The sequence below is a fragment of the Mycolicibacterium smegmatis genome (assembly GCF_001457595.1).
Classification (GTDB): Bacteria; Actinomycetota; Actinomycetes; order Mycobacteriales; family Mycobacteriaceae; genus Mycobacterium; species Mycobacterium smegmatis.
The window spans coordinates 1,002,362-1,022,150 of record NZ_LN831039.1 but is presented as its reverse complement, the minus strand read 5'-3'; the positions used below and the strand labels follow the sequence as shown (position 1 = coordinate 1,022,150).

General features: G+C 67.5%; 19 protein-coding genes. 6 read left to right on the top strand and 13 right to left on the bottom strand.

From position 1 onward, the window contains the following. Positions 1 to 21: 21 nt before the first annotated feature. Positions 22 to 1,545: an aldehyde dehydrogenase gene (gene adh, locus AT701_RS04565; RefSeq protein WP_058125274.1), complete on the bottom strand. Its 1,524-nt coding sequence runs from the start codon at positions 1,543 to 1,545 to the stop codon at positions 22 to 24. 63 nt (positions 1,546 to 1,608) lie between these two features. Here adh and AT701_RS04560 point away from each other — a divergent pair, with 63 nt between their 5' ends. Continuing rightward, positions 1,609 to 3,624: a prolyl oligopeptidase family serine peptidase gene (locus AT701_RS04560; protein WP_058125273.1), complete on the top strand. Its 2,016-nt coding sequence runs from the start codon at positions 1,609 to 1,611 to the stop codon at positions 3,622 to 3,624. 87 nt (positions 3,625 to 3,711) lie between these two features. On the opposite strand, the gene AT701_RS04555 is transcribed toward AT701_RS04560, so the two are convergent. The 5 genes from AT701_RS04555 to AT701_RS04535 form a co-directional block, all read right to left on the bottom strand. Continuing rightward, positions 3,712 to 4,524, bottom strand: coding sequence for a class II fructose-bisphosphate aldolase (locus AT701_RS04555; RefSeq protein ID WP_003892325.1), 813 nt, complete (start codon positions 4,522 to 4,524; stop codon positions 3,712 to 3,714). Then, positions 4,521 to 5,798, bottom strand: a complete 1,278-nt coding sequence (locus AT701_RS04550; protein WP_003892324.1) for a four-carbon acid sugar kinase family protein — start codon at positions 5,796 to 5,798, stop codon at positions 4,521 to 4,523. Before AT701_RS04550 ends, AT701_RS04555 begins: the two co-directional genes overlap by 4 nt. Further along, positions 5,795 to 7,165, bottom strand: a complete 1,371-nt coding sequence (locus AT701_RS04545; RefSeq protein ID WP_058125272.1) for an MFS transporter — start codon at positions 7,163 to 7,165, stop codon at positions 5,795 to 5,797. The genes AT701_RS04550 and AT701_RS04545 overlap by 4 nt, the downstream gene beginning before the upstream one ends. Before the next feature lie 72 nt (positions 7,166 to 7,237). Continuing rightward, positions 7,238 to 7,981, bottom strand: coding sequence for a FadR/GntR family transcriptional regulator (locus tag AT701_RS04540; RefSeq protein WP_003892322.1), 744 nt, complete (start codon positions 7,979 to 7,981; stop codon positions 7,238 to 7,240). 99 nt (positions 7,982 to 8,080) lie between these two features. Beyond that, positions 8,081 to 9,445, bottom strand: a complete 1,365-nt coding sequence (locus tag AT701_RS04535) for an NAD(P)H-dependent oxidoreductase (protein WP_003892321.1) — start codon at positions 9,443 to 9,445, stop codon at positions 8,081 to 8,083. Between the two features lie 192 nt (positions 9,446 to 9,637). On the opposite strand from AT701_RS04535, the gene AT701_RS04530 reads away from it, so the two are divergent. Further along, positions 9,638 to 9,961 carry a hypothetical protein gene (locus AT701_RS04530; RefSeq protein ID WP_011727271.1) on the top strand — a complete coding sequence of 108 codons (324 nt, stop codon included), beginning with the start codon at positions 9,638 to 9,640 and terminating at the stop codon, positions 9,959 to 9,961. Between the two features lie 18 nt (positions 9,962 to 9,979). Here the strand turns inward: AT701_RS04530 and AT701_RS04525 are convergent, their stop codons facing one another. The 6 genes from AT701_RS04525 to AT701_RS04500 form a co-directional block, all read right to left on the bottom strand. Next, positions 9,980 to 10,825 carry a hypothetical protein gene (locus AT701_RS04525; protein WP_058125271.1) on the bottom strand — a complete coding sequence of 282 codons (846 nt, stop codon included), beginning with the start codon at positions 10,823 to 10,825 and terminating at the stop codon, positions 9,980 to 9,982. Between the two features lie 52 nt (positions 10,826 to 10,877). Next, positions 10,878 to 11,729, bottom strand: coding sequence for a polyphosphate kinase 2 (gene ppk2 / locus AT701_RS04520; protein ID WP_058127531.1), 852 nt, complete (start codon positions 11,727 to 11,729; stop codon positions 10,878 to 10,880). A gap of 61 nt (positions 11,730 to 11,790) precedes the next feature. Further along, positions 11,791 to 12,390, bottom strand: coding sequence for an HD domain-containing protein (locus AT701_RS04515; RefSeq protein ID WP_058125270.1), 600 nt, complete (start codon positions 12,388 to 12,390; stop codon positions 11,791 to 11,793). Between the two features lie 68 nt (positions 12,391 to 12,458). Beyond that, positions 12,459 to 13,988 carry an aldehyde dehydrogenase family protein gene (locus AT701_RS04510; RefSeq protein WP_058125269.1) on the bottom strand — a complete coding sequence of 510 codons (1,530 nt, stop codon included), beginning with the start codon at positions 13,986 to 13,988 and terminating at the stop codon, positions 12,459 to 12,461. A 14-nt stretch (positions 13,989 to 14,002) separates the two neighbouring features. After that, positions 14,003 to 14,566, bottom strand: a complete 564-nt coding sequence (locus AT701_RS04505) for a phosphatase PAP2 family protein (protein WP_058125268.1) — start codon at positions 14,564 to 14,566, stop codon at positions 14,003 to 14,005. After that, entirely contained in the window at positions 14,563 to 15,120 is a 558-nt protein-coding gene (locus tag AT701_RS04500) for a mycothiol transferase (RefSeq protein WP_003892314.1), read from the bottom strand. The genes AT701_RS04505 and AT701_RS04500 overlap by 4 nt, the downstream gene beginning before the upstream one ends. Positions 15,121 to 15,174: 54 nt before the next feature. Here AT701_RS04500 and AT701_RS04495 point away from each other — a divergent pair, with 54 nt between their 5' ends. Together AT701_RS04495 and AT701_RS04490 are read left to right on the top strand one after the other, a co-directional pair. Further along, entirely contained in the window at positions 15,175 to 16,668 is a 1,494-nt protein-coding gene (locus AT701_RS04495) for a serine/threonine-protein kinase (RefSeq protein ID WP_058125267.1), read from the top strand. Next, positions 16,668 to 17,171 (top strand): hypothetical protein, encoded by a 504-nt coding sequence (locus tag AT701_RS04490; RefSeq protein ID WP_058125266.1) that lies wholly within the window; start codon positions 16,668 to 16,670, stop codon positions 17,169 to 17,171. The genes AT701_RS04495 and AT701_RS04490 overlap by 1 nt, the downstream gene beginning before the upstream one ends. 3 nt (positions 17,172 to 17,174) lie before the next feature. On the opposite strand, the gene AT701_RS04485 is transcribed toward AT701_RS04490, so the two are convergent. Then, the gene (locus AT701_RS04485; RefSeq protein WP_003892311.1) at positions 17,175 to 17,555 is read right to left on the bottom strand and encodes a VOC family protein; all 381 of its coding nucleotides are present in this window, start codon (positions 17,553 to 17,555) and stop codon (positions 17,175 to 17,177) included. A gap of 81 nt (positions 17,556 to 17,636) precedes the next feature. On the opposite strand from AT701_RS04485, the gene AT701_RS04480 reads away from it, so the two are divergent. Beyond that, positions 17,637 to 19,379, top strand: a complete 1,743-nt coding sequence (locus AT701_RS04480; protein WP_058127530.1) for an N-acyl-D-amino-acid deacylase family protein — start codon at positions 17,637 to 17,639, stop codon at positions 19,377 to 19,379. Between the two features lie 25 nt (positions 19,380 to 19,404). Beyond that, entirely contained in the window at positions 19,405 to 19,788 is a 384-nt protein-coding gene (locus tag AT701_RS04475; RefSeq protein ID WP_003892309.1) for a hypothetical protein, read from the top strand. The last annotated feature ends 1 nt before the right edge of the window (position 19,789 follow it).

Here is a 19,789-nt window from a genome sequence, read left to right as displayed (position 1 = left end):
TTCTCCCGTGTCAGCGCAGGCTCAGAAGAATCCCTGCGCCTTGTCGCTGTAGCTCACCAGCAGGTTCTTGGTCTGCTGGTAGTGGTCGAGCATCATCTTGTGGTTCTCCCTGCCGATGCCGGACTGCTTGTACCCACCGAACGCGGCGTGCGCCGGATATTGGTGGTAGCAGTTGGTCCACACTCGGCCGGCCTTGATGTCGCGCCCGGCACGATACGCGGTGTTCCCGTCGCGGCTCCACACTCCGGCGCCGAGACCGTACAGCGTGTCATTGGCGATCGAGATCGCGTCGTCGTAGTCGCTGAACGACGTGACCGCCACGACCGGGCCGAAGATCTCCTCCTGGAAGATGCGCATCTTGTTGTGGCCGGTGAAGATCGTCGGCTGGATGTAGTAACCACCCGACAGGTCGCCGCCCAGATCGGCGCGCTCACCGCCGGTCACGATGCGGGCGCCCTCGCTCTTGCCGATCTCGATGTAGGACAGGATCTTCTCGAACTGGTCGTTGGACGCCTGAGAGCCGATCATGGTCTCGGTGTCCAGCGGATCGCCCTGGCGCACGGCCTTGGTGCGGATGGCCGCGAGTTCCAGGAACTCGTCGTAGATGTCGGACTGGATCAGCGACCGCGACGGGCACGTGCACACCTCGCCCTGGTTGAGGGCGAACATCGTGAACCCTTCCAGCGCCTTGTCCTGGAAGTCGTCGTTGGCGGCCATGACATCCGAGAAGAAGATGTTGGGGCTCTTGCCGCCGAGTTCCAGGGTCACCGGGATCAGGTTCTGCGACGCGTACTGCATGATCAGCCGGCCCGTGGTGGTCTCACCGGTGAACGCGATCTTGGCGATGCGGTTGCTCGACGCCAGCGGCTTGCCGGCCTCCACACCGAACCCGTTGACGACGTTCACCACACCCGCGGGCAACAGATCCGCGATCAGCGACATCAGGTAGAGCACCGACGCCGGGGTCTGCTCGGCCGGTTTGAGCACCACGGCGTTGCCCGCAGCCAGGGCCGGGGCCAGCTTCCACACCGCCATCAGAATCGGGAAGTTCCACGGGATGATCTGCCCGACCACGCCCAACGGCTCGTGGAAGTGATACGCGACGGTGTCCTCGTCGACCTCGCTGAGCGAGCCCTCCTGTGCGCGGATCGCGGATGCGAAATACCGGAAGTGGTCGATGGCCAGCGGGATGTCGGCGTTGAGTGTCTCGCGGATCGGCTTGCCGTTGTCCCACGCCTCGGCCAGCGCGAGCGCCTCCAGTTTCTGTTCCATGCGGTCGGCGATGCGGTTGAGGATCAGCGCGCGTTCGGCCGGGGCGGTCTTGCCCCACGCGGGCGCCGCGGCGTGCGCCGCATCCAGGGCCTTGTCGACGTCGGCCTCGCTGGAGCGGGCCACCTCGCAGAACACCTGACCGGTCACCGGCGTCGGATTCTCGAAATATCGCCCGTCGACGGGCGCCACCCAGTCACCACCGATGAAGTTGTCGTAGCGGGACTCAAATGACATCCGGGCGTCTGCCGCACCCGGACGGGAAAAGACCGTCATCTCGACTCCTCTGTACCTCCGAAGCGGTGTTACGCAGCTCACATTACGCGCGCAGGCCACAATGTGTGGGTGGCTGACGACGACCCCTACCTCTGGCTCGAAGACATCACCGGCGACGACGCGCTGGAGTGGGTGCGCGCCCACAACGAACCGACGCTCGAAGCACTGAGCGGTGAACGTTTCGAGGCAATCCGCGGCGAGTTGCTGGAAATCCTCGACACCGACGCGCGCATCCCGTACGTGCGGCGCCGCGGCGAGTACCTCTACAACTTCTGGCGCGACGAGGCCAACCCCAAGGGCGTGTGGCGGCGTACGACGCTGGAGAGCTACCGCACCGACGAACCCGACTGGGACGTCATCATCGACGTCGACGAGCTGGCGCGCGAAGACGGCGAAAACTGGGTGTGGTCCGGTGCGGAAGTGATCGAACCCGAGTACACCCTGGCGCTGATCAGCCTGTCCCGCGGCGGCGCCGACGCCGTGGTGACCCGCGAATTCGACATGCGGACACGACAATTCGTCACCGACGGGTTCTACCTGGACGAGGCGAAGTCCTCGGCGTCGTGGGAGGACCAGAACACCCTGCTGGTGTGCACCGATTTCGGCCCCGGCTCGATGACCGAGTCGGGTTATCCGCGGATCGCCAAGCGCTGGCGCCGCGGCGAACCGCTGGAGAACGCCGAGACCGTGTACGAGGCCGAGCCGACGGACATCCGCGTCATCGCCGGTGTCGACCGCACGCCGGGCTACGAGCACACGCGCCTGGGCCGCTACACCGACTTCTACAACCGCGTCCGCTACGAGGTGCGCGACGGCGAACTAGTGCTGATCGACGTCCCCACCGACTCGACGCTGTCGCTGCACCAGGAGTGGATGCTGATCGCGCTGCGCACCGAATGGCAGGTGGGTGAGGTCACCTACCCGGCGGGATCGCTCTTGGCCACCAAGTTCGACGAATTCCTCTCGGGTGCACGTGATCTCACGATCGTCTACGAATCCGACGCGCACAGTTGCCTTTCGAGTTTCAGCTGGACCAAGGACAAGCTGATCCTGGTGACGCTGCGCGACGTCGTCAGCCACATCGAGATCGTCACGCCTGGCACCTGGGAACGTCACGACGCGCCCGACATCCCGCCGGTGGCGTCGACCGTCGTCGTCGATGCCGACCACCTCGGCGACGAGGTCTTCTACGACTCAAGCGGATTCACCAGCCCGTCGCGCCTGCTGTACGGCACGGCGGGTGGCCCGCTGGTGCAACTGAAATCTGCGCCAGCGTTCTTCGACGCCGACGGCATCGAGGTCGAACAGTTCTTCGCGACGTCCAATGACGGTACGCAGGTGCCGTATTTCGTGGTGGGACGCCGTTCCGAACCCGCGCCGACGTACCTCTACGGCTACGGCGGATTCCAGAGTGCGCAGACACCCGGGTACGGCGGCGGCATCGGCCGTGCGTGGCTGTCGCGCGGTGGAACGTTCGTACAGGCCAACATTCGCGGCGGCGGCGAGTACGGGCCGCAGTGGCACACCCAGGCCATGCGCGAGAACCGGCATCTGGTGTACGAGGACTTCGCGGCCATCGCGGCCGACCTCGTGCGCCGTGGCATCACCACCGTCGATCAGCTCGGCGCATCCGGTGGCAGCAACGGTGGTCTGCTCATGGGCGTCATGCTCACGCAGTACCCGGAGTTGTTCGGCGCCTTGGTGTGCAGCGTGCCCCTGCTCGACATGAAGCGGTTCCATCTGTTGCTGGCGGGCGCCTCGTGGGTCGCCGAGTACGGCAACCCCGACGATCCGGCGGACTGGGAGTTCATCTCGAAATACTCTCCGTACCAGAATATTTCGGCCGACGCGAAGTATCCACCGATCCTGATCACCACGTCCACGCGCGACGATCGCGTGCATCCCGGGCACGCCAGGAAGATGACGGCCGCGCTGGAGGCAGCGGGCCACCGCGTGTACTACTACGAGAACATCGAGGGTGGGCACGGCGGTGCGGCCGACAACAAGCAGGCCGCGTTCAAGGGTGCGCTGACCTACGAATTCCTGTGGCGCATGCTCACCGGAGGAAACCTCGACTGACTCGGCGTGACCTGGCCGCTCTCTTCGTCACTTCGCACGCCGCCTGCAGAGTCGTCGAATCTGCGCTGCCGGTGGGCGACGAGGCAGTCAGGTGATGAGCTCTTCGGCGACCTCGGCTGCCCGACGGCGCAGGGCGGCGGTGAGTGCCAGCACGTCGGTACTGGCCGGATCGTGGGCGATCCGGTCCCGCAGAACCGCCATGTGGCCGCGCCGCAACTCGGTGTTGACGTTGAACTTCACCACGCCGAGCTGCTGCGCCCGGCGACGGTCCTCGGCCGGGAGGCCGGAGGTGCCGTGCAGCGACACGGCCACCGGCAGCTCCTCGACGATGCGGGCCAGCCGCGGCCAATCAAGCCGCGGGCGTTGACGATAGGAGCCGTGCACATTGCCGACCGCGACGGCCAGGCAGTCCACGCCGGTGCTCGCTACGAATCGGCGCGCCGCGTCGGGATCGGTCAGGGCGCCCGCCTCCACAGCCAGGTCGATGTCCTCGTCACCCTCGACGCGGCCCAGCTCGGCCTCGACGGCTGCGTCGAACGGTTCGGCGAGCGCAACCGCACGCTCCACGAACCGGGCATTGGCCGCGTCGTCCAGGTGGGAACCGTCGGCCATGACAGCACCCGCGCCGAGGTCGAGCGCATGACGGATGCGCTCGAGGTCGGCGCAGTGGTCGAGCTGAACCCAGGCGGGCACCCGCGCCTGCTGCGCGACGGCGACCAGCGCCGTCACCAGCCGCGCACCTGCGGCATCGCGCATCGCGGCATCGGAGACCAACAGGATCACCGGCCTGCTCACGGTCTCGGCGGCTTCCAGTACGCCGACGGCGGTCTCCAGCGTGTAGCAGGTGAAGGCAGGCAGCGGGTTTCGTGTCGCGCGGGCCGCGGTCAGTGCGGCTTTCATGAAATTTGTCGGCTTCCAACCGGTGCCGCGGCGCCGATGCGCAGCGCGTCGAGGATCTCGACCAGGGTGTCGTGGTCGCCCACGTTGCCGGGTACGACCACGTAGAGAATGTCGCGGCCGTTGCGGTCTTCGAGTTGCCAGACAGACACACCGGGACGGATCTGGCCGAGCACGAGGGCGGAGGTGGCGCCGATCCCGGCGCGGGCGACCTCGGCCGACGTGATGCCGCCTTTGGCCACCACGACCGACAGGTGCGGCACCGCTGCGCGCACCGCGGTGGTCAGCGCCGTCATGATCCGCTCGCCATGGCTCAGCGTGTTGTGGTCCGACGACCGGTCGCGTTCGCTCATCAGCACGGCGAAGGACCGCGCGTCCAGCTGGGCGCGCACCCGGTCGGCCGCGCGGCGGCCCTCTGTGTCGGGATCGTCGAGGGCACCCGCGGTGTCGACGACGACGGGTGCACCCCACCGGTCGATCACCGGGGCCAGTTGTGCGGTGGCGCCTGCGGTGTGCGATCCGCACACCAACAGCGTCGGCCGCGGCCGGTCGAGCAGCGGTGCGCCGAGCAGTCCGGGGCTCGTGACTCCGGCGAGTTCGGCGGCGACCGGAGCCGCGGTGCGTACCACGATCTTGCGGCCTGCGGCGTCGGCGGTGGAGATGGCCTCGGCGATCAAGCTGATGTCGGCGTTGTCCACGGCATCGGGCAACACCACGGCGCCCGGCTGTGCGGTGCTCAGCACCGTCGCCAGATCACCACCGCGCACCGTTGCCAGCGAAACGGAAACGGCTGTGCGGCCTGACTTCTCGGCGACATAGTCGACGAGAACACCGGTGCTGAAGCCGAACACCGGATCGGCGGCGTATTCGCTTTCGTGCGCGGGCAGGTCGTGGCCGCCGACGTTGACGTAGTGCACGCCGTCGCGGGTGGTGCGGCCACCGTCGGGGAACGCGGGCACGAACACCATGACGGCGTCGTCGTCGAGAAACACCTCGGTCTCGGCGAAGACGTGGCCACGCAGCGTCGAGTCGCCGCGCAGCACGAACCGCACGGCCACGCCGAGGCGTCGGGCGGCTTCTTCGCCGTCTGCCCGTATCCGGCGGACGAGGTCTACCGCGTCCGCCTCGGCGAGTGCGCGGCTGTTGGTCTGCACATAGACGCTCTCGGCGTCGCGCAGCGTCTCCTCGATCGCGTCCGCGCTGCACTCCAGCAGTACGCGAACACCGCTGGCCGACTGCGTACCGGTGGGATCGTCATCCAGAACGATTGTCTTCACGGCGAAACCTTCGCTTTCGTTGCGGTGCCGGGTGTTTCGGCAGAATTGATGACCGAGTCGACGGCCGCGCGCTGCGTGGCGCCCCAGGTCTCGCGCGTCAGGATCGTGCCGACGAGGCCGAGGACACCGCAGCCCAGGTACACCAGCGCGACCCCGGCCCACCCCAGCTGGGCGGCGACCGCTGCGGCGATCAGCGGGATGAACCCGGAGATGGCCGCCGAGAACTGGTAGCCGATGGAGGCGCCCGACGAGCGGGTGTTGGTCTTGAACAATTCGGCGAACCAGGTGCCCTGGGTGGCGGCGAGGGCGTCGTGGATGACCGCCAACCCGATGATGTAGACGAGCACGATCAGGACCGTCGAGCCGGTGTTGACCAGCCAGAACATCGGAAATGCGAACAGGATCAGCAACGCGGTGCCTGCGTAGTAGACCGGCTTTCGGCCCACTTTGTCGGTCAGCATGCCGAACAGGATGGTGGTGACCGTGCCGGTCGCGGTGGCCGCGATGAGACCGGTGAGTGCGACGGCTTTCGTGGTGATCGGCTCGTCGCCGCTGGTGAGGTAGGACAGCATGTAGGTGACGATCACGTAGAAGCCGCCGGATTCGGCCAGGCGCAGTGCGATGATGCGCAGAATGTTGCGCCAGTCGCGGCGGATCACTTCCTTCAGCGGGTTGCTGACCACGTTGCCGGCTTCCTTGGTGTCGACGAATTCCGGTGATTCCGAAACCTTGAGCCGGATGATCATGCCCGCCACGATCAGCACGGAGCTCAGCAGGAACGGCAACCGCCATGCGAGCTCGCTGTCGAGATGGCTGGAGAGCAGGAAGACCACGTTGGCCAGCAAGACGCCAAGGGGCACACCGGCTTGTGGGATCGCGGCGTAGCGGCCGCGCTTTTTCCACGGCGCGTGCTCATATGTCATCAGGATCGCGCCACCCCACTCCGCGCCGAACGCGAGGCCCTGGATGACGCGGATGGCTGTCAGCAGGATCGGCGCCAGTATGCCGACCTGCTGATAGGTCGGTAGCAGGCCGATCATCACGGTGGCAAAACCCATGACCAGCAACGCGCCGATCAGCACCGGCTTGCGGCCGATGCGGTCGCCCAGATACCCGCCGAGCAGGCCGCCGAGGGGTCGCATGGCGAATCCGACGCCGAACGTGGCGAAGCCGATGAGCACACCGATCAAGGGATCGTCGGCGTGGAAGAACGCGTCATTGAAGTACAGGGCCGCGGCGGTCCCGTAGGCCAGGAAGTCGTAGTTCTCGATCGTGGTGCCGACCGCACTGCCGATGGCGGTCCGCAGTTTGTCGGGGGAGCCGTGCCGAGCACGCTCCGCTGGTGCCGGGATGGTGGGGGTGTCCATCAGGATCCGTCTCTCTCCATTGAGATGTGAGGCAAGGCCTCGATGTCAATGCAGGAGCTGGATCTTCGAACGTTATTCGCCGGCCAGCTCGCTGCCGCTGATCTTCAGGTCGTAGAAGTCGCAGATGTGTGCCTGCATGCGCTGTGCCGCGAGCGGCCCGTCGCGGTCGACGAGGGCTTGCAGGATTTCGCGGTGCTCGCGTCTGACCGTCTTGGCCGTCTCGCGCCAGTCGGCGAGCGCGGCGTACATCTCGACCATTTGATGGTGGATGGCAGTGCGCAGCGACCCCATGAAGTATGCGGTCAAGGCATTGCCGGTGGATTGGGAGATCCGCACGTGGAACTCGGCGTCCAGGCAATTGAAGTCACCGGTCTCGATCGAGGGATCGTCCATCTGGTCGAGAATAGCGCCGAGTTCTCGGTGGTCGTCGTCAGTGGATCGATAGGCGGCTTCTCTCGCCGACCACAGCTCGAGCGCCAGCCTGGTCTCCAGCACGTCGTTCCAACTGAAGTGCGACAGTGCCAGCTGGAGTTTGAGCAGGCTGACCAGCCCGGTGCCCGGGACCGACCGCAGGGCCGCGCCGCCCTCGGACCCGCCGCCGCGGCGGATTTCGACCACCCCGAGCGCTTCCAGGACGCGCAGCGACTCCCGCAGCGAGGGGCGTGACACACCGAGTAGCGCGGCCAGCTCCCGCTCGCTGGGCAGATGGTCTCCCGGTTGGAGCTGACCGGCGGCGATGCGCTGTTCGATCTGGGCCATCACCTGTTCGTAGGTGCGCAGGCGCTGAACGGGCTCCCAGCGGTCGGCTGCTGTCACGGTGCGTCGTCTCCTTGTGTCCCGCGCCGCGGGTGGCGGCGCGGCGGATGCATTCACTCATCGTAGGTTCCAAGGTTCGACGGTCTGACCAACTGGTCGCTAGGCGGTGGCGGCGATGTGTTCGGACCGGAATTCCGATTCGAGCTGTCTGCGGATCTTGACGGCGAACTGCGACTCGTCGACGCGCACGTCGTCCCACGAGATGGTCTCGTCCTTGGCGATGTCACGCACGAGCGTCGCGCCGTGGGCGAGGCCGAGGGGCAAGGCGTTGCGGTCGAGGGAGATCTCGGCCGGGGCGAGCTTGCCGAAGACCGTGAATCCGCCTTCGCCGTCGAGCTTTTCGCCGGCCTTGAGGTCGCGTTTGGCGGTCGTCATGACGTCGCCGCGGAACCCGGTGGGCGAGCCCGTGGCCTCGTTGCGCAACACGGCCGAGGCGATGCTGACCGCCAGCTCCAGACCGATCATGTGATACGGGCGGTACAGCGAGCCGTAGCGGCCGGTCTCGTCGGTGTGCACCCCGTACTCGGCGAAGCACTGCACGGCGTAGTCGGTGACGGCCTCGAACGTGACGTAGACGCCCCAGCGCAGGTTGTCCGGAACTTCTTGGCCGTCGCGGTACATGCTCGACGCGATCTCGACGGTGCCCCGACGCATCAGACTGCCCCCGGGGAAGCGGTTCTCGCGCAGCACGGTCGGCAGGTCGTCCTTGCTGGCCGGCGGGAAGAGCAGGCCCTGCTCCTGGGGCAGCAGCCCGGTCGCGTTGGCCACGGCGGCCATCTCGATCGCGGATTTGGTGCCGTCGAGGAACGAGTTGAACATCTGCGGGTTGTAGTCACCCGAGGCGAGCTGCTCGTCGGTGAATCCGTAGTAATTCCAGACGGTTTCGGGTGTGGAGTAGTTGTATTCCGGAAGGTACTTGGTGCCCTTGCCTGCCGCGACGACGTCGAAGCCGACGGTTCGGCACCAGTCGACGAGCTCGCAGATCAGGGCCGGCTGATCTCCGTAGGCCATCGCGTAGATCACGCCGGCGGCCGCGGCCCGGCGCTGCAGGATCGGGCCCACCATGCAGTCGGCCTCGACGTTGACCATCACCACGTGCTTGCCGTTGTCGATCGCGGTCACCGCGTGGTAGGTACCGACCAACGGGTTGCCGGTGATCTCCAGGATCACCTCGATGCCCGGGTGGGCCAGCAGTGCGTCGGCGTTGTCGGTGACCGCCGTGGCGCCGGTGCGTAGCGCCTCGTCGAGCGAACCCGCCGCGTACCGATCGGCCGGCCACCCTGTGCGGTGCAAGGCGGCCTTGGCCTTGGAGACGTTGATATCGGCGACGCCCACCACATGCAGGCTCGGCGAATTCACCGCCTGGGTGAGAAACATCGACGCGAACTTGCCGGCACCGATCACACCTACGCGTACCGGACCCGACGCTTCGGTTCGTTGCTGCAGGAGTGAGTAGAGGTTCATGCGGATTTCCTTCGACGACTTCAGACTTAGTGCGGGTAGATGGTCAGACCTTCTGTCCTAGACACTATGGTCCAAGTCACCTTGCTTCGTCAACTGGGTGCTCGGATTCACCCTCTGATCTGCGCTGGAGTCGCCCGTGGATGACGACGTGTTCGTGGCAACCATGAGCACTTGCGGCGCGCGGCAAGTTCAATGGCAGGCACACCGAACGGCAACCAGGAGGGTGGATTGGCAGCGATCTATCTCGTCGCCGGCGCCGTGGTGCTCATCGTCGGGGTCGTCGCCTTGTTCGTGGCCAAAGACGCCCGGCTCGAGCGCCGCCTGTATTGGGCGACGGCAGCAGTCGGAGGCCTGCTCGTCTCACTCGCTGCGCTACACAGGGGGTGGGGCACCGTGGTCGCCGCGTACTTGGCGATCCTCGTCGTCACGGCGCTGTATGCGTTCTTGCGCACCGACTACCTGAAGATCAGATCACGGGTCTACTCGGCGTGGGACCTCATCGGTAAGTCGAAATAGTCCGGAACAGTCAAACCCTCAGCGTGAACGACGCAGCCCGCCGAGCATCGCGACAACCACCCCGAGCACCACGAGACCGCCACCGGCAGCCAAAGTCAGGTTGAGCCATTGGCGCAGGCTGTCGACGCCGTGGCCGACCATGGCGTCGGCGATCTGGCGGATGTCGCCGCTGGTGTGGTTGAGCGCGTCGTTGAGGTAGCGGCGCGCCACCTCCAGCCCGGCCCAGCCGGCCGCACCGACCAGCAGAGCGGAAATCCCCAACGCCGCAAGGGCTTTACCGCGCGAGCGCGCGACAGCGAGGGTCAGCAGAGCGAACACTCCGGCCAGGACGGTCGTCCCGACACTCACCCACGGACCCCACGTGGCCAGCGGCCGCAACCGACCGGGCTCCAGGCCGGACGGCGGCTCTGAGGCGATCGGCACCGTGAGCGTCTGGGGCACTGCGACATTGAAGTTCGACAGGGTGTCCTCAAAGGACGAGTCGGCCAGCATGGGTGCCAGGTCGATGACCCAGCTGCCACCCTCGTCGCGCCGGATGCGGTCGGTGAACAGCCACGTGTGGGCGATCTCGTTGGCACGGGCGAACTGGCCGGGGAAGTCCTCCCCCGCGGTGTAGGCGTTGGCGGTACCACGCACCATGTCGGCGTTCACCTCACCGCCGTTGTCGCGCACGAGCGTGCTCACCTGCGTGGCAAGCTCACCGGCGACAGCCTGCTGCAGCTGCGGGTCCTTGGCGGCGGCTTCGGCGAACGCCGAATAACCGGCCACATCGATGACGTTCTTCTGCGCCCACGCGCTGGGTACCGCCGCGGCGAGCAGCACCGTCGTCAACAGCCACAGGAACAGCGTCATCAAAAAGCGCACGCCGTCCTCCTCTTCGGGCGGCGCTCGAACTCATACTCGGCTCAGTCCGAGCTCAATCCGAGAGGGCACGCCCCACGATCAGTGGATCGGCCTGGCCGACCACCTCATGGTCCTTGTTGTCGTAGTCGAACTTACCGAGCACGTAGCGCATCGCGTTGATACGGGCGCGTTTCTTGTCGTTGCTCTTCACCACGGTCCAGGGCGCGATCTCGGTGTCCGTCCAGGCGAACATCTCCTCTTTCGCGGCCGTGTAGTCGTCCCATTTGTCCAGGGAGGCCAGGTCGGTGGGCGAGAGCTTCCACTGCCGCACGGGATCGACCTGGCGGATGGTGAACCGCGTGAGCTGTTCGGACCGCGTGACCGAGAACCACAGCTTGGTCAGGCTGATGCCGTCGTTGACCAGCATCTGCTCGAACAGCGGAGCCTGCCGGATGAATTCGGCGTGCTGCTTGGGTGTGCAGTAGCCCATCACGCGTTCGACACCGGCGCGGTTGTACCAGGAGCGGTCGAAAAGCACGATCTCACCCGCGGCGGGCAGATGCTCGACGTAGCGCTGGAAGTACCACTGCGTGCGCTCCCGCTCGGTGGGCTTCTCCAGGGCGACGACGCGCGCCCCACGCGGGTTGAGGTGCTCCATGAACCGCTTGATGGTGCCGCCCTTGCCCGCGGCGTCGCGGCCCTCGAACACGATCACGTGCCGATGCCCGTGGGCCTGGCTCCACTTCTGCAACTTGAGCAGTTCGATCTGCAGCAGTCGCTTCTGCTCCTCGTAGTCGGCGCGGTGCATCCGCTCGTCGTACGGGTAGCCCTCGCGCCAGGTGTCGACGACCTCGCCGCCGGGGAGCAGCAGTTCGGGATCGTCATCGTCGTCGTCACGGACCGCATATCCGGTGGAGTCCAGCATCACCGGCCGAAAATAACGAGGCCGGCGAACGCGAGGGTGACGACGACGTGAACGGACGGCGTCAGAATCCTGGGCTGATGCCGTCGCGCGCGGGATCGTGGTGCGCTACGAGTTCGGCCGCCCAGGACAGCCTGGGCGCCTTGTGCGGATTGGCGAGCGCCTGTTGTACGACGAGGGATTCCAGGGTCTGCTCAAGCCGGTGCCGCGGAAGCTCTGCCTCCGCGGCGGCAACGGCCTCCGCGTAGGACTTCCGGAGCTCGGGCGGCCCGAACTCGATCATCACCCCGGTGCGCAGGTAGTGCGGGATGGCCCCGCGCCGCTCGGGGATGCCCGGCGTGGTGTGCAGGGCGATGGCCGGCCAGACCGCGTCGACCGCGTCGGCGTCGAAACCGCGGTCGGAGAGGAACTCCGCTGCGGCGTCGGCGCCCTCGATCTCGAAGCGGGCAGGCCCGTTGTATTCGTCAGCGGTGCCGGAATCGTGGAAAAGCGCGGCGACGCAGAAGATTTCGTCGTCCAGATCGGTCTCCCCGTCCCGCCGCGCCGCCTCGGCGCCCAGCAGGTAGGTCCGGATGCTGTGGTTGTAGATCTGCGGGTGCACCAGCGCACGCACGTGCGCCGCAGCGTCCCGCACGGTTTTGGTGTCGGGCAGCCTGTACGTCACGCGTACACGCTAGACGCGACGCGCCGATCAGCGTGCCGGAATGACACGCCGATCGGCGCAAGTGAGACCTACTTCGCAGTGCGGCGCGGCCGGGCCAGGGCCAGCTTGGTCATCAGCCGGTTCATCCGGGCCAGCGCCTTGTGCGAGTTGTTGTAGTAGGTGCCGCCCGCACCGACGCTGGTGCGCGGTGCTACCACGGTCTCCTGCTTGCAGAACTTGCGCACGCCGTCGACGCCACCGAACCGCGCGCCGATGCCCGAGGTCTTCCAGCCGCCCATGGGCGCGGTGGTGCACATCAGGTTCGAGATGACGTCGTTGATGTTCACCGCACCGCAATCAAGCTGCAGCGCAATCTTCTTCGCACGCTCGGTGTCCTTGGAGAACACCGACGCGCTCAGGCCGTAGGGGCTGTCGTTGGCCAGGCGGACGGCCTCCTCGACCGAGGACACCTTCATGATCGGCAGCGTCGGACCGAACGTCTCCTCGTTCATGCACGACATCGAGTGGTCGACGTCGACGAGCACGGTCGGCGGGTAGAAGCTGCCGCCGCCCTCGGGACGCTTGCCGCCCGTGAGCGCCTTGGCCCCCTTCTCAAGCGCCTCGTTGACGTGGCGTTCGGTGATGTCGACCTGGCCTGTGTCGATCAGCGAGCCGAAGTCGTAGCCCTCGCCGGCGCCCATCTTGAGGTTCTCCACGGCCCGCACGGTCGCGGCGACGAACTGGTCGTAGACCGACTCGAGCACGTAGACCCGCTCGACGGACACACACGTCTGGCCGGCGTTGAACATCGCGCCCCACACCGCGGCGTTGGCGGCCAGTTCGATGTCGGCGTCCTCGAGCACGATCATCGGGTCCTTGCCGCCGAGCTCGAGGCTCACCGGCGTGAGCCGGCGCGCGGCGCGTTCCATCACCTTGGCACCGGTGGCGCTGGACCCGGTGAACTGGATGTAGTCGGAGTTGTCGATCACGGCCTCGGACACCGCGCGGGCGCCCTGCGCGAGCGCGAACACCTCGGGCGCGCCCGAGTCCAGCCATCCGCGCAGCAGCACCTCAGCGGTCAGCGGCGTGCGCTCGGACGGCTTGAGCAGCACCGAGCAGCCCGCGGCCAGGGCGCCGATCGCGTCCATCATGGCGTTGGCGACGGGGTAGTTCCACGGCGCGATGATGCCGACGACGGCGCGCGGCCGGTAGTGCACCTCGATCTTCTTGATCGACAGGAACGGCAGCGGCGCGGGGCGCTTCTCCGGCGCCATCGCCCTCTCGACGGTCTTGATGTAGTACGACAGGATCATCAGGATCAGCGGCACCTCCTGTGCCGCGTCCACCGCCGATTTGCCGGTCTCGGCGATCAGCAGCTTCTCGATCTCGTCGCGGTGGTCGCCCAGCCACACGGCGTACCGGGCCAGCACTTTGGCGCGGCCTTTCGGTCCGCGGGCCTCCCATTCCTTCTGCGCTTCGCGCAGACCAGCGGCGATGCGCGGCACATCGGCGGGATCGGTCCAACGCACCTCGCCGGCGACGGCGCCGGTCGCGGGGTTGTGAATGGTGCCGGTACCCGTGTACGGGTTCGGCAGATCAACTTCAGGCGTCGCTGTCATGGGCCCTATGTTAATCAGGGTTTGTGACCCACGTCGCACCGGGGTTGACACCTGTCAAGAACGATGACGGCTACGCCGACCACCGAGGTGGCCAGCAACGCCGCGCCCACGGTGTCGGTGAAGTAGTGATGCGTGATGGCCTGCCCGAACATGCCGAGCAGCCCGAGAAGCGCCGCGGCGGCCACCGCCCACAACGCGAACCCGGCCGCGACCACCAGCAAGCACAGCGTGGCGACCAGGAACGCGGTGTGCCCGCTCGGGTACGCCAGCGCATCACCCCGGTACCGGCCGAAGATGCGCTTGAACGCCTGCGCGAGCAGCACGGCCACCGGTGGACTGATCACCGCGGCAAGCGCGAACCACCGCTGCCCGCGGTACAGCGCCATCGCGATCACGGCCAGCAGCACACCCGCCACCAGCCACGGTTCGGTGAAATACAGGAACGCCCGGCGCAGCGGTCGTCCCAGCTCACGCCCGAGGTGGCCGAACCAGGCGTCGATCGGGGTGGTCCCGTGCCGGACCGCCCCACCGAGCAACACCATGGCGGCCAGCCCGACGGGCGGCCACCACCGGGTCACCGCGGGATGATGCCGCGCAGGTAGGCGGCCTGACCCAGGTGCTGTGCACAGTCGTCGATGATGCTGATCAACCGCGCGCTCGCGGTGACCGGCGGATTCCAGTTCGTGTCGACCACCCGGTCCATCTCGCCGGGCGTGACGGTGGCGATGTACTCCAGCGTCACCTTGTGCACGGCGTGGTAGTAGCCGGCCAGCAGTTCGGCCGGCGCCTGCACCTTCGCGACCTCCTCCGGGCTGTGCCCGTAGCCGATGTCGTCGGGCGGCAGGCCCAGATCGAACCGGTCGATCCAGCCGTCCCGTGTCCAGACCTGTTCGACGCCTGCGATGTCGCACAACTGCATGTCCTGGCAGCGGGCGCTGTGCCACAGCAACCACGCGATGCTGTTGGCCTCGGGCGTCGGCCGGTAGGACGACACTTCCTCGGTCAGCCCGTCGGTGAGATCGTCGACGTGCTCGATCAAGCGGGTGAACGCGTCGCGCAGCAGCTCTCGCACTGCCGCGGATTCGTTGACGGAGCCGGTGCTGGTCTTGGTTGTGGGTTCACGGGCGGTCATGATGCCGACGCTACTCGCGGCGAAGGTCCGCGGCGCGCGGTTACTATCACGCCCATGCCGTTGAACACCGGTGACGTGTTCGCCGGGTACACGATTGCGCGTCTGCTCGGCACCGGCGGAATGGGCGAGGTCTATCTGGCCCGGCACCCCCGCCTGCCGCGGCAGGACGCGCTGAAGATCCTGCCCACATCGTTGACCGGCGACACGCAGTACCGGCAGCGGTTCAACCGCGAGGCCGACATCGCGGCCGGGCTGTGGCATCCGCACATCGTCGGCCTGCACGATCGCGGTGAGGCCGACGGCCAGTTGTGGATCGCGATGGACTACGTCGACGGCACCGACGCCGCACGGCTGGTGCGCGAGCTGCACCCCGCGGGGCTGCCGCCCGACACCGCGATCGAGATCGTCACCGCGATCGCCGAGGCCCTCGACTACGCCCACGCCCGCGGCCTGCTGCACCGTGACGTCAAACCCGCCAACATCCTGCTGACCGATCCTTCCGCGGCCCGTCGGCGGATCCTGCTGGCCGACTTCGGAGTTGCGCGTCGCGTCGACGACATCAGCGGCCTGACGGCGACCAACATGGCGGTCGGCTCCATGGCGTACTCGGCGCCCGAGCAGCTGCTGGGACAGGATCTCGACGGCCGCGCCGATCAATACGCCTTGGCGGCCACCGCTTTTCACCTGCTGGCGGGACGCTCGCCGTTCCACCACTCCAACGCCGCCGTCGTCATCAGCAAGCACCTGTCCGAACCGCCCCCGCGCCTTGGAAATTCACGTCCCGATCTGGCGCGGCTCGACGACGTCATGGTCAGGGGCCTGGCCAAGGACCCCGCCGCGCGCTTCTCGACGTGCGGCGAGTTCGCCGCAGCCCTCACCGACGCGGACCGCCCACCGGCACCGCAGGCCCCTCCCCCGCCCCGGCCACCCGAGCGGCCTCGACCACCCGTGGCGCCCCCGGCTCAGCCGGCGCCTGCCCCCGCGCAGTTCGCCGCCCCGGTGCAACGCCAGGCACCGCCGCAGCCCCAGGTCTTTCAGCCACGTCCACGCCAGAAACGCGGCGTCGCAACCATTCTCGTCCCCGTCGTGGCGGCGGTGCTGTTCCTCGCGTCCGCGGTGTTCGCGGTCACCCAGTTCGCACGCAGCACGCCTGCGGCCGCCGACACCCCGCAGTGGCAGCCCTACGTCGACACCGGGAAGGCATTTGCGCTCGCTCTGGTCATGGTGAACGCCGACACCGTCGACGCCGATGTGGACCGCGTCCTCGACGGCGCGACCGGCGAGTTCCGCGACGGCCTTCAGCGTGGCGCGGCGAAGATGAAGAAGGACACCGCCGACGAAGGCAAGCACACCGAGGCAGAGGTGACCGGTGCCGGTATCGCGTCGTTCGACCCTGACGCCGGTGAGGCGGAGGTTCTGGTCAGCCTGACCACCAAGACCACCAACAACACCCACGCGCCCCGCGAGGACGCGCTGCAACGACTCACGGTGACCGTCGTCGACACCGGCGGCGCCTACAAGGTCTCCGGCGTGGAGTTCGTGGACTGATGCGGCGCGGCACCGGATGGTGGGTGATGGTGACGGTCCTCGCCGTGGGCTCGGTGGCTGCGCTCGGTCTGGGCCTGTGGCAGATGTCGGAGAAGAACCGTCCGGCACCAGTGCTGGTGGCCGATCAGGCCGCGGCCCGCGACGAGGTCACGCGGTTCGTCTCGGACAATCTGGAAAAGCTGCTCAGCTACACCCCCAGGACCGACGACACCGATATCGCCGACCTGGCATCGGTGTTGTCCGGCAAGGCCGCCGACACCTATCGCGACGACATGCGCACCAAGCTGTCGGTCGCACGCACCAACGGCGTCACCCAGACGTCCACCATCCGCCAGACGGCGGTGGAGAGCCTCACCGACGACACGGCCGCGGTGCTGGCCTTCGTCGATCAGACCGTGGCGTCCACGGGCAACCAGACCAGATCGCAGTCCGGATACGCCATGCGGGTCGGGCTGCGGAAATCCGGCGGCGCGTGGACCATCGAGGCGCTGGAACCCCTGTAGGCGTCACTGCGCGCCGTGGAACACCGCCTCGACGTTGTTGCCGTCGGGGTCGCGCACGAACGCACCGAAGTAGCCCGGGTGGTACTCGGGCCACCGTCGCGGCGCGTGCAGCGACTCGGCGCCCAGCTCCAGCGCGGCGTCGTAGAACGCCTGGACCGCATCGACACCGGAGGCCTTGAACGCGATGTGCACCTCGCGGTTGGGCCCGGCCACGTTGCCCGCGCCGGCGTCGGCGATCCAGAAGTCGGGGTGACCGTCGGCGCCGTATCCGATGGCCACGTCGAAATCCATCTGACGGGTGTAGCCCAGAACCCCCAGCACCTTGTCGTAGAACGTTTTCGACTTCTCGAAGTCGACGCAGTTGATGCCGAAGTGATCGATCACGGCTCGAATCCTGCCACGCCGCAGCGACACTGATGGCCGATTCCCGGGCATGTGCGGCACGCCGCGTCGTACGTTGGACAGATGAGCCATGCATTCGATCTCGTGATCCGCGGCGGCACCATCGTCGACGGCCTCGGCGGCGAACCGGTCGTCGGCGACGTCGCGGTGCGTGACGGCGTCATCGTGACGGTCGGTGAGGTCGCCGGGACCGGCGCCCGCGAGATCGACGCGGCCGGCCTACTGGTGACGCCCGGCTTCGTGGATCTGCACACGCATTACGACGGGCAGGCGATCTGGTCGGACCGGCTCAACCCGTCGTCGTCGCACGGTGTCACCACCGCGGTGATGGGCAACTGCGGGGTGGGGTTCGCGCCGTGCCGCGCCGAGGACCACGACGTGCTGGTCGACGTGATGGCCGGCGTGGAGGACATTCCCGGCGTGGTCATGACCGAGGGGCTGAACTGGCACTGGGAGACCTTTCCCGAGTACCTCGACGCGCTGGCCGCTCGTCGTCTCGACATCGATGTGGCCGCGTACCTGCCGCACTCGCCGCTGCGGGTGTACGTCATGGGCCAACGCGGCGCCGACCGTGAACCGGCCACCGCCGACGACCTGGCCAGGATGCGTGCGCTGGCCCGCGAGGCCATCGAGGCCGGGGCGCTGGGATTCGCCTCGTCGCGGTTGGCGACCCACCGCACCGAGGGCGGCAGGCAGATCCCGAGCTTCGAGGCCGCCTATGAGGAGATCCGCGAGATCGCGCGCGGCATCGCCGACGGTGGCGGCGGGTTGATCCAGTTCGTGCCCGACATTCCGGCCGGCGGGTATCAGCCTGTGCTGCAACAGGTTTTCGACGCGGCCGGCGAGACCGGGTTGCCGGTGACGTTCAGCCTGCTGGTGCTCAACGCGGGGGAACCGCTGTGGCGGGAGGCCATGGAGATGGTCGAGAAGGCCAACACGTCGGCGTCCTCGGCGGCGCCGCGGGTCACCGCGCAGGTGTTCCCTCGCCCGATCGGCCTGATGATCGGCCTGGAACTGTCGGCCAATCCGTTCGTGCTGTACCCCAGCTACCAGGAGATCGCCGGGCTGCCGCTGCCCGAACGCGTCGCTCAGATGCGCAAACCCGCAGTGCGCGAACGGATCCTGGCCGACAAGCCGGGCGGGGCGCCGGCCAACCCGCTGGTGTACCTGGCGCAGGCATGGGACTGGATCTTCCCGCTGGGCCCCGACGCGAACTACGAGCCCGACCGGTCGCAGAGCATCGCGGCCCGTGCCAGGGCGCACGGCGTCACGCCCCTGGAGGAGGCGTACGACCTGCTGCTCGAAGACGACGGGCACGCGATCCTGCTCGGCGCGCTGGCCAACTTCTACGACAACTCGCTGGACACCGTCGGCGACCTGATGACCCGTGAGGACGTGGTCCTCGGGCTCGGTGACGGCGGTGCGCACTACGGAATGATTTGCGACTCAAGCTTTCCCACGTACCTGCTGGCGTACTGGGCGCGTGACCGGGCCGAGGGGCGGATGTCGGTGCCGCAGGCCATCCGGCAGCTGACCTCGGTGCCCGCACAGGTCGCGGGGCTGGCCGACCGTGGCCGCATCGCCGTCGGGTTCAAGGCCGACCTCAACGTCATCGACCATGATGCGCTGCTGCTGCACAAACCCGTCGTCACCTACGACCTGCCCGCCGGGGGACGGCGCCTGGACCAGAGCGCCGACGGCTACGTCGCCACCGTCGTGTCCGGCGAGGTGATCGCCGAGAACGGTGTGCCCACCGCGGCCCGTCCGGGCCGGTTGGTCCGTGGGCGCCAATCCGCACCGGCCTGACAGGTACGGAAACTATCCTCGCCACATGAGCGTGAAAGTGGATCTCAAGCAGCTGGCCGACAAGCTGACGGACTACACGTTCGCCTACCTCGTCACGGTCGACGACAACTACCACGCGCACACCGTGGCGTGTGATCCTCGGGTGGTGGACGGCGTCATCGAGGTGGGGTCGGTCGGAGATCGCACTCGCAGAAATCTCGCCGTGCACGACAACGTCACCCTGATCTGGCCGCCACGCAGCCCCAGTGGGTTCTCGCTGATCGTCGACGGTCAGGCGCGTGCCGGCGCCACCGACGACGCCCCGCCGCAGATCGTGCCTGCCCGCGCGGTTCTGCACCGCAAGCGGTCCACCGGGTCCGGGCCGACGGCCGCGAGCATCGACGACTGTGTGGTGTTGAGCGAGAACTAGC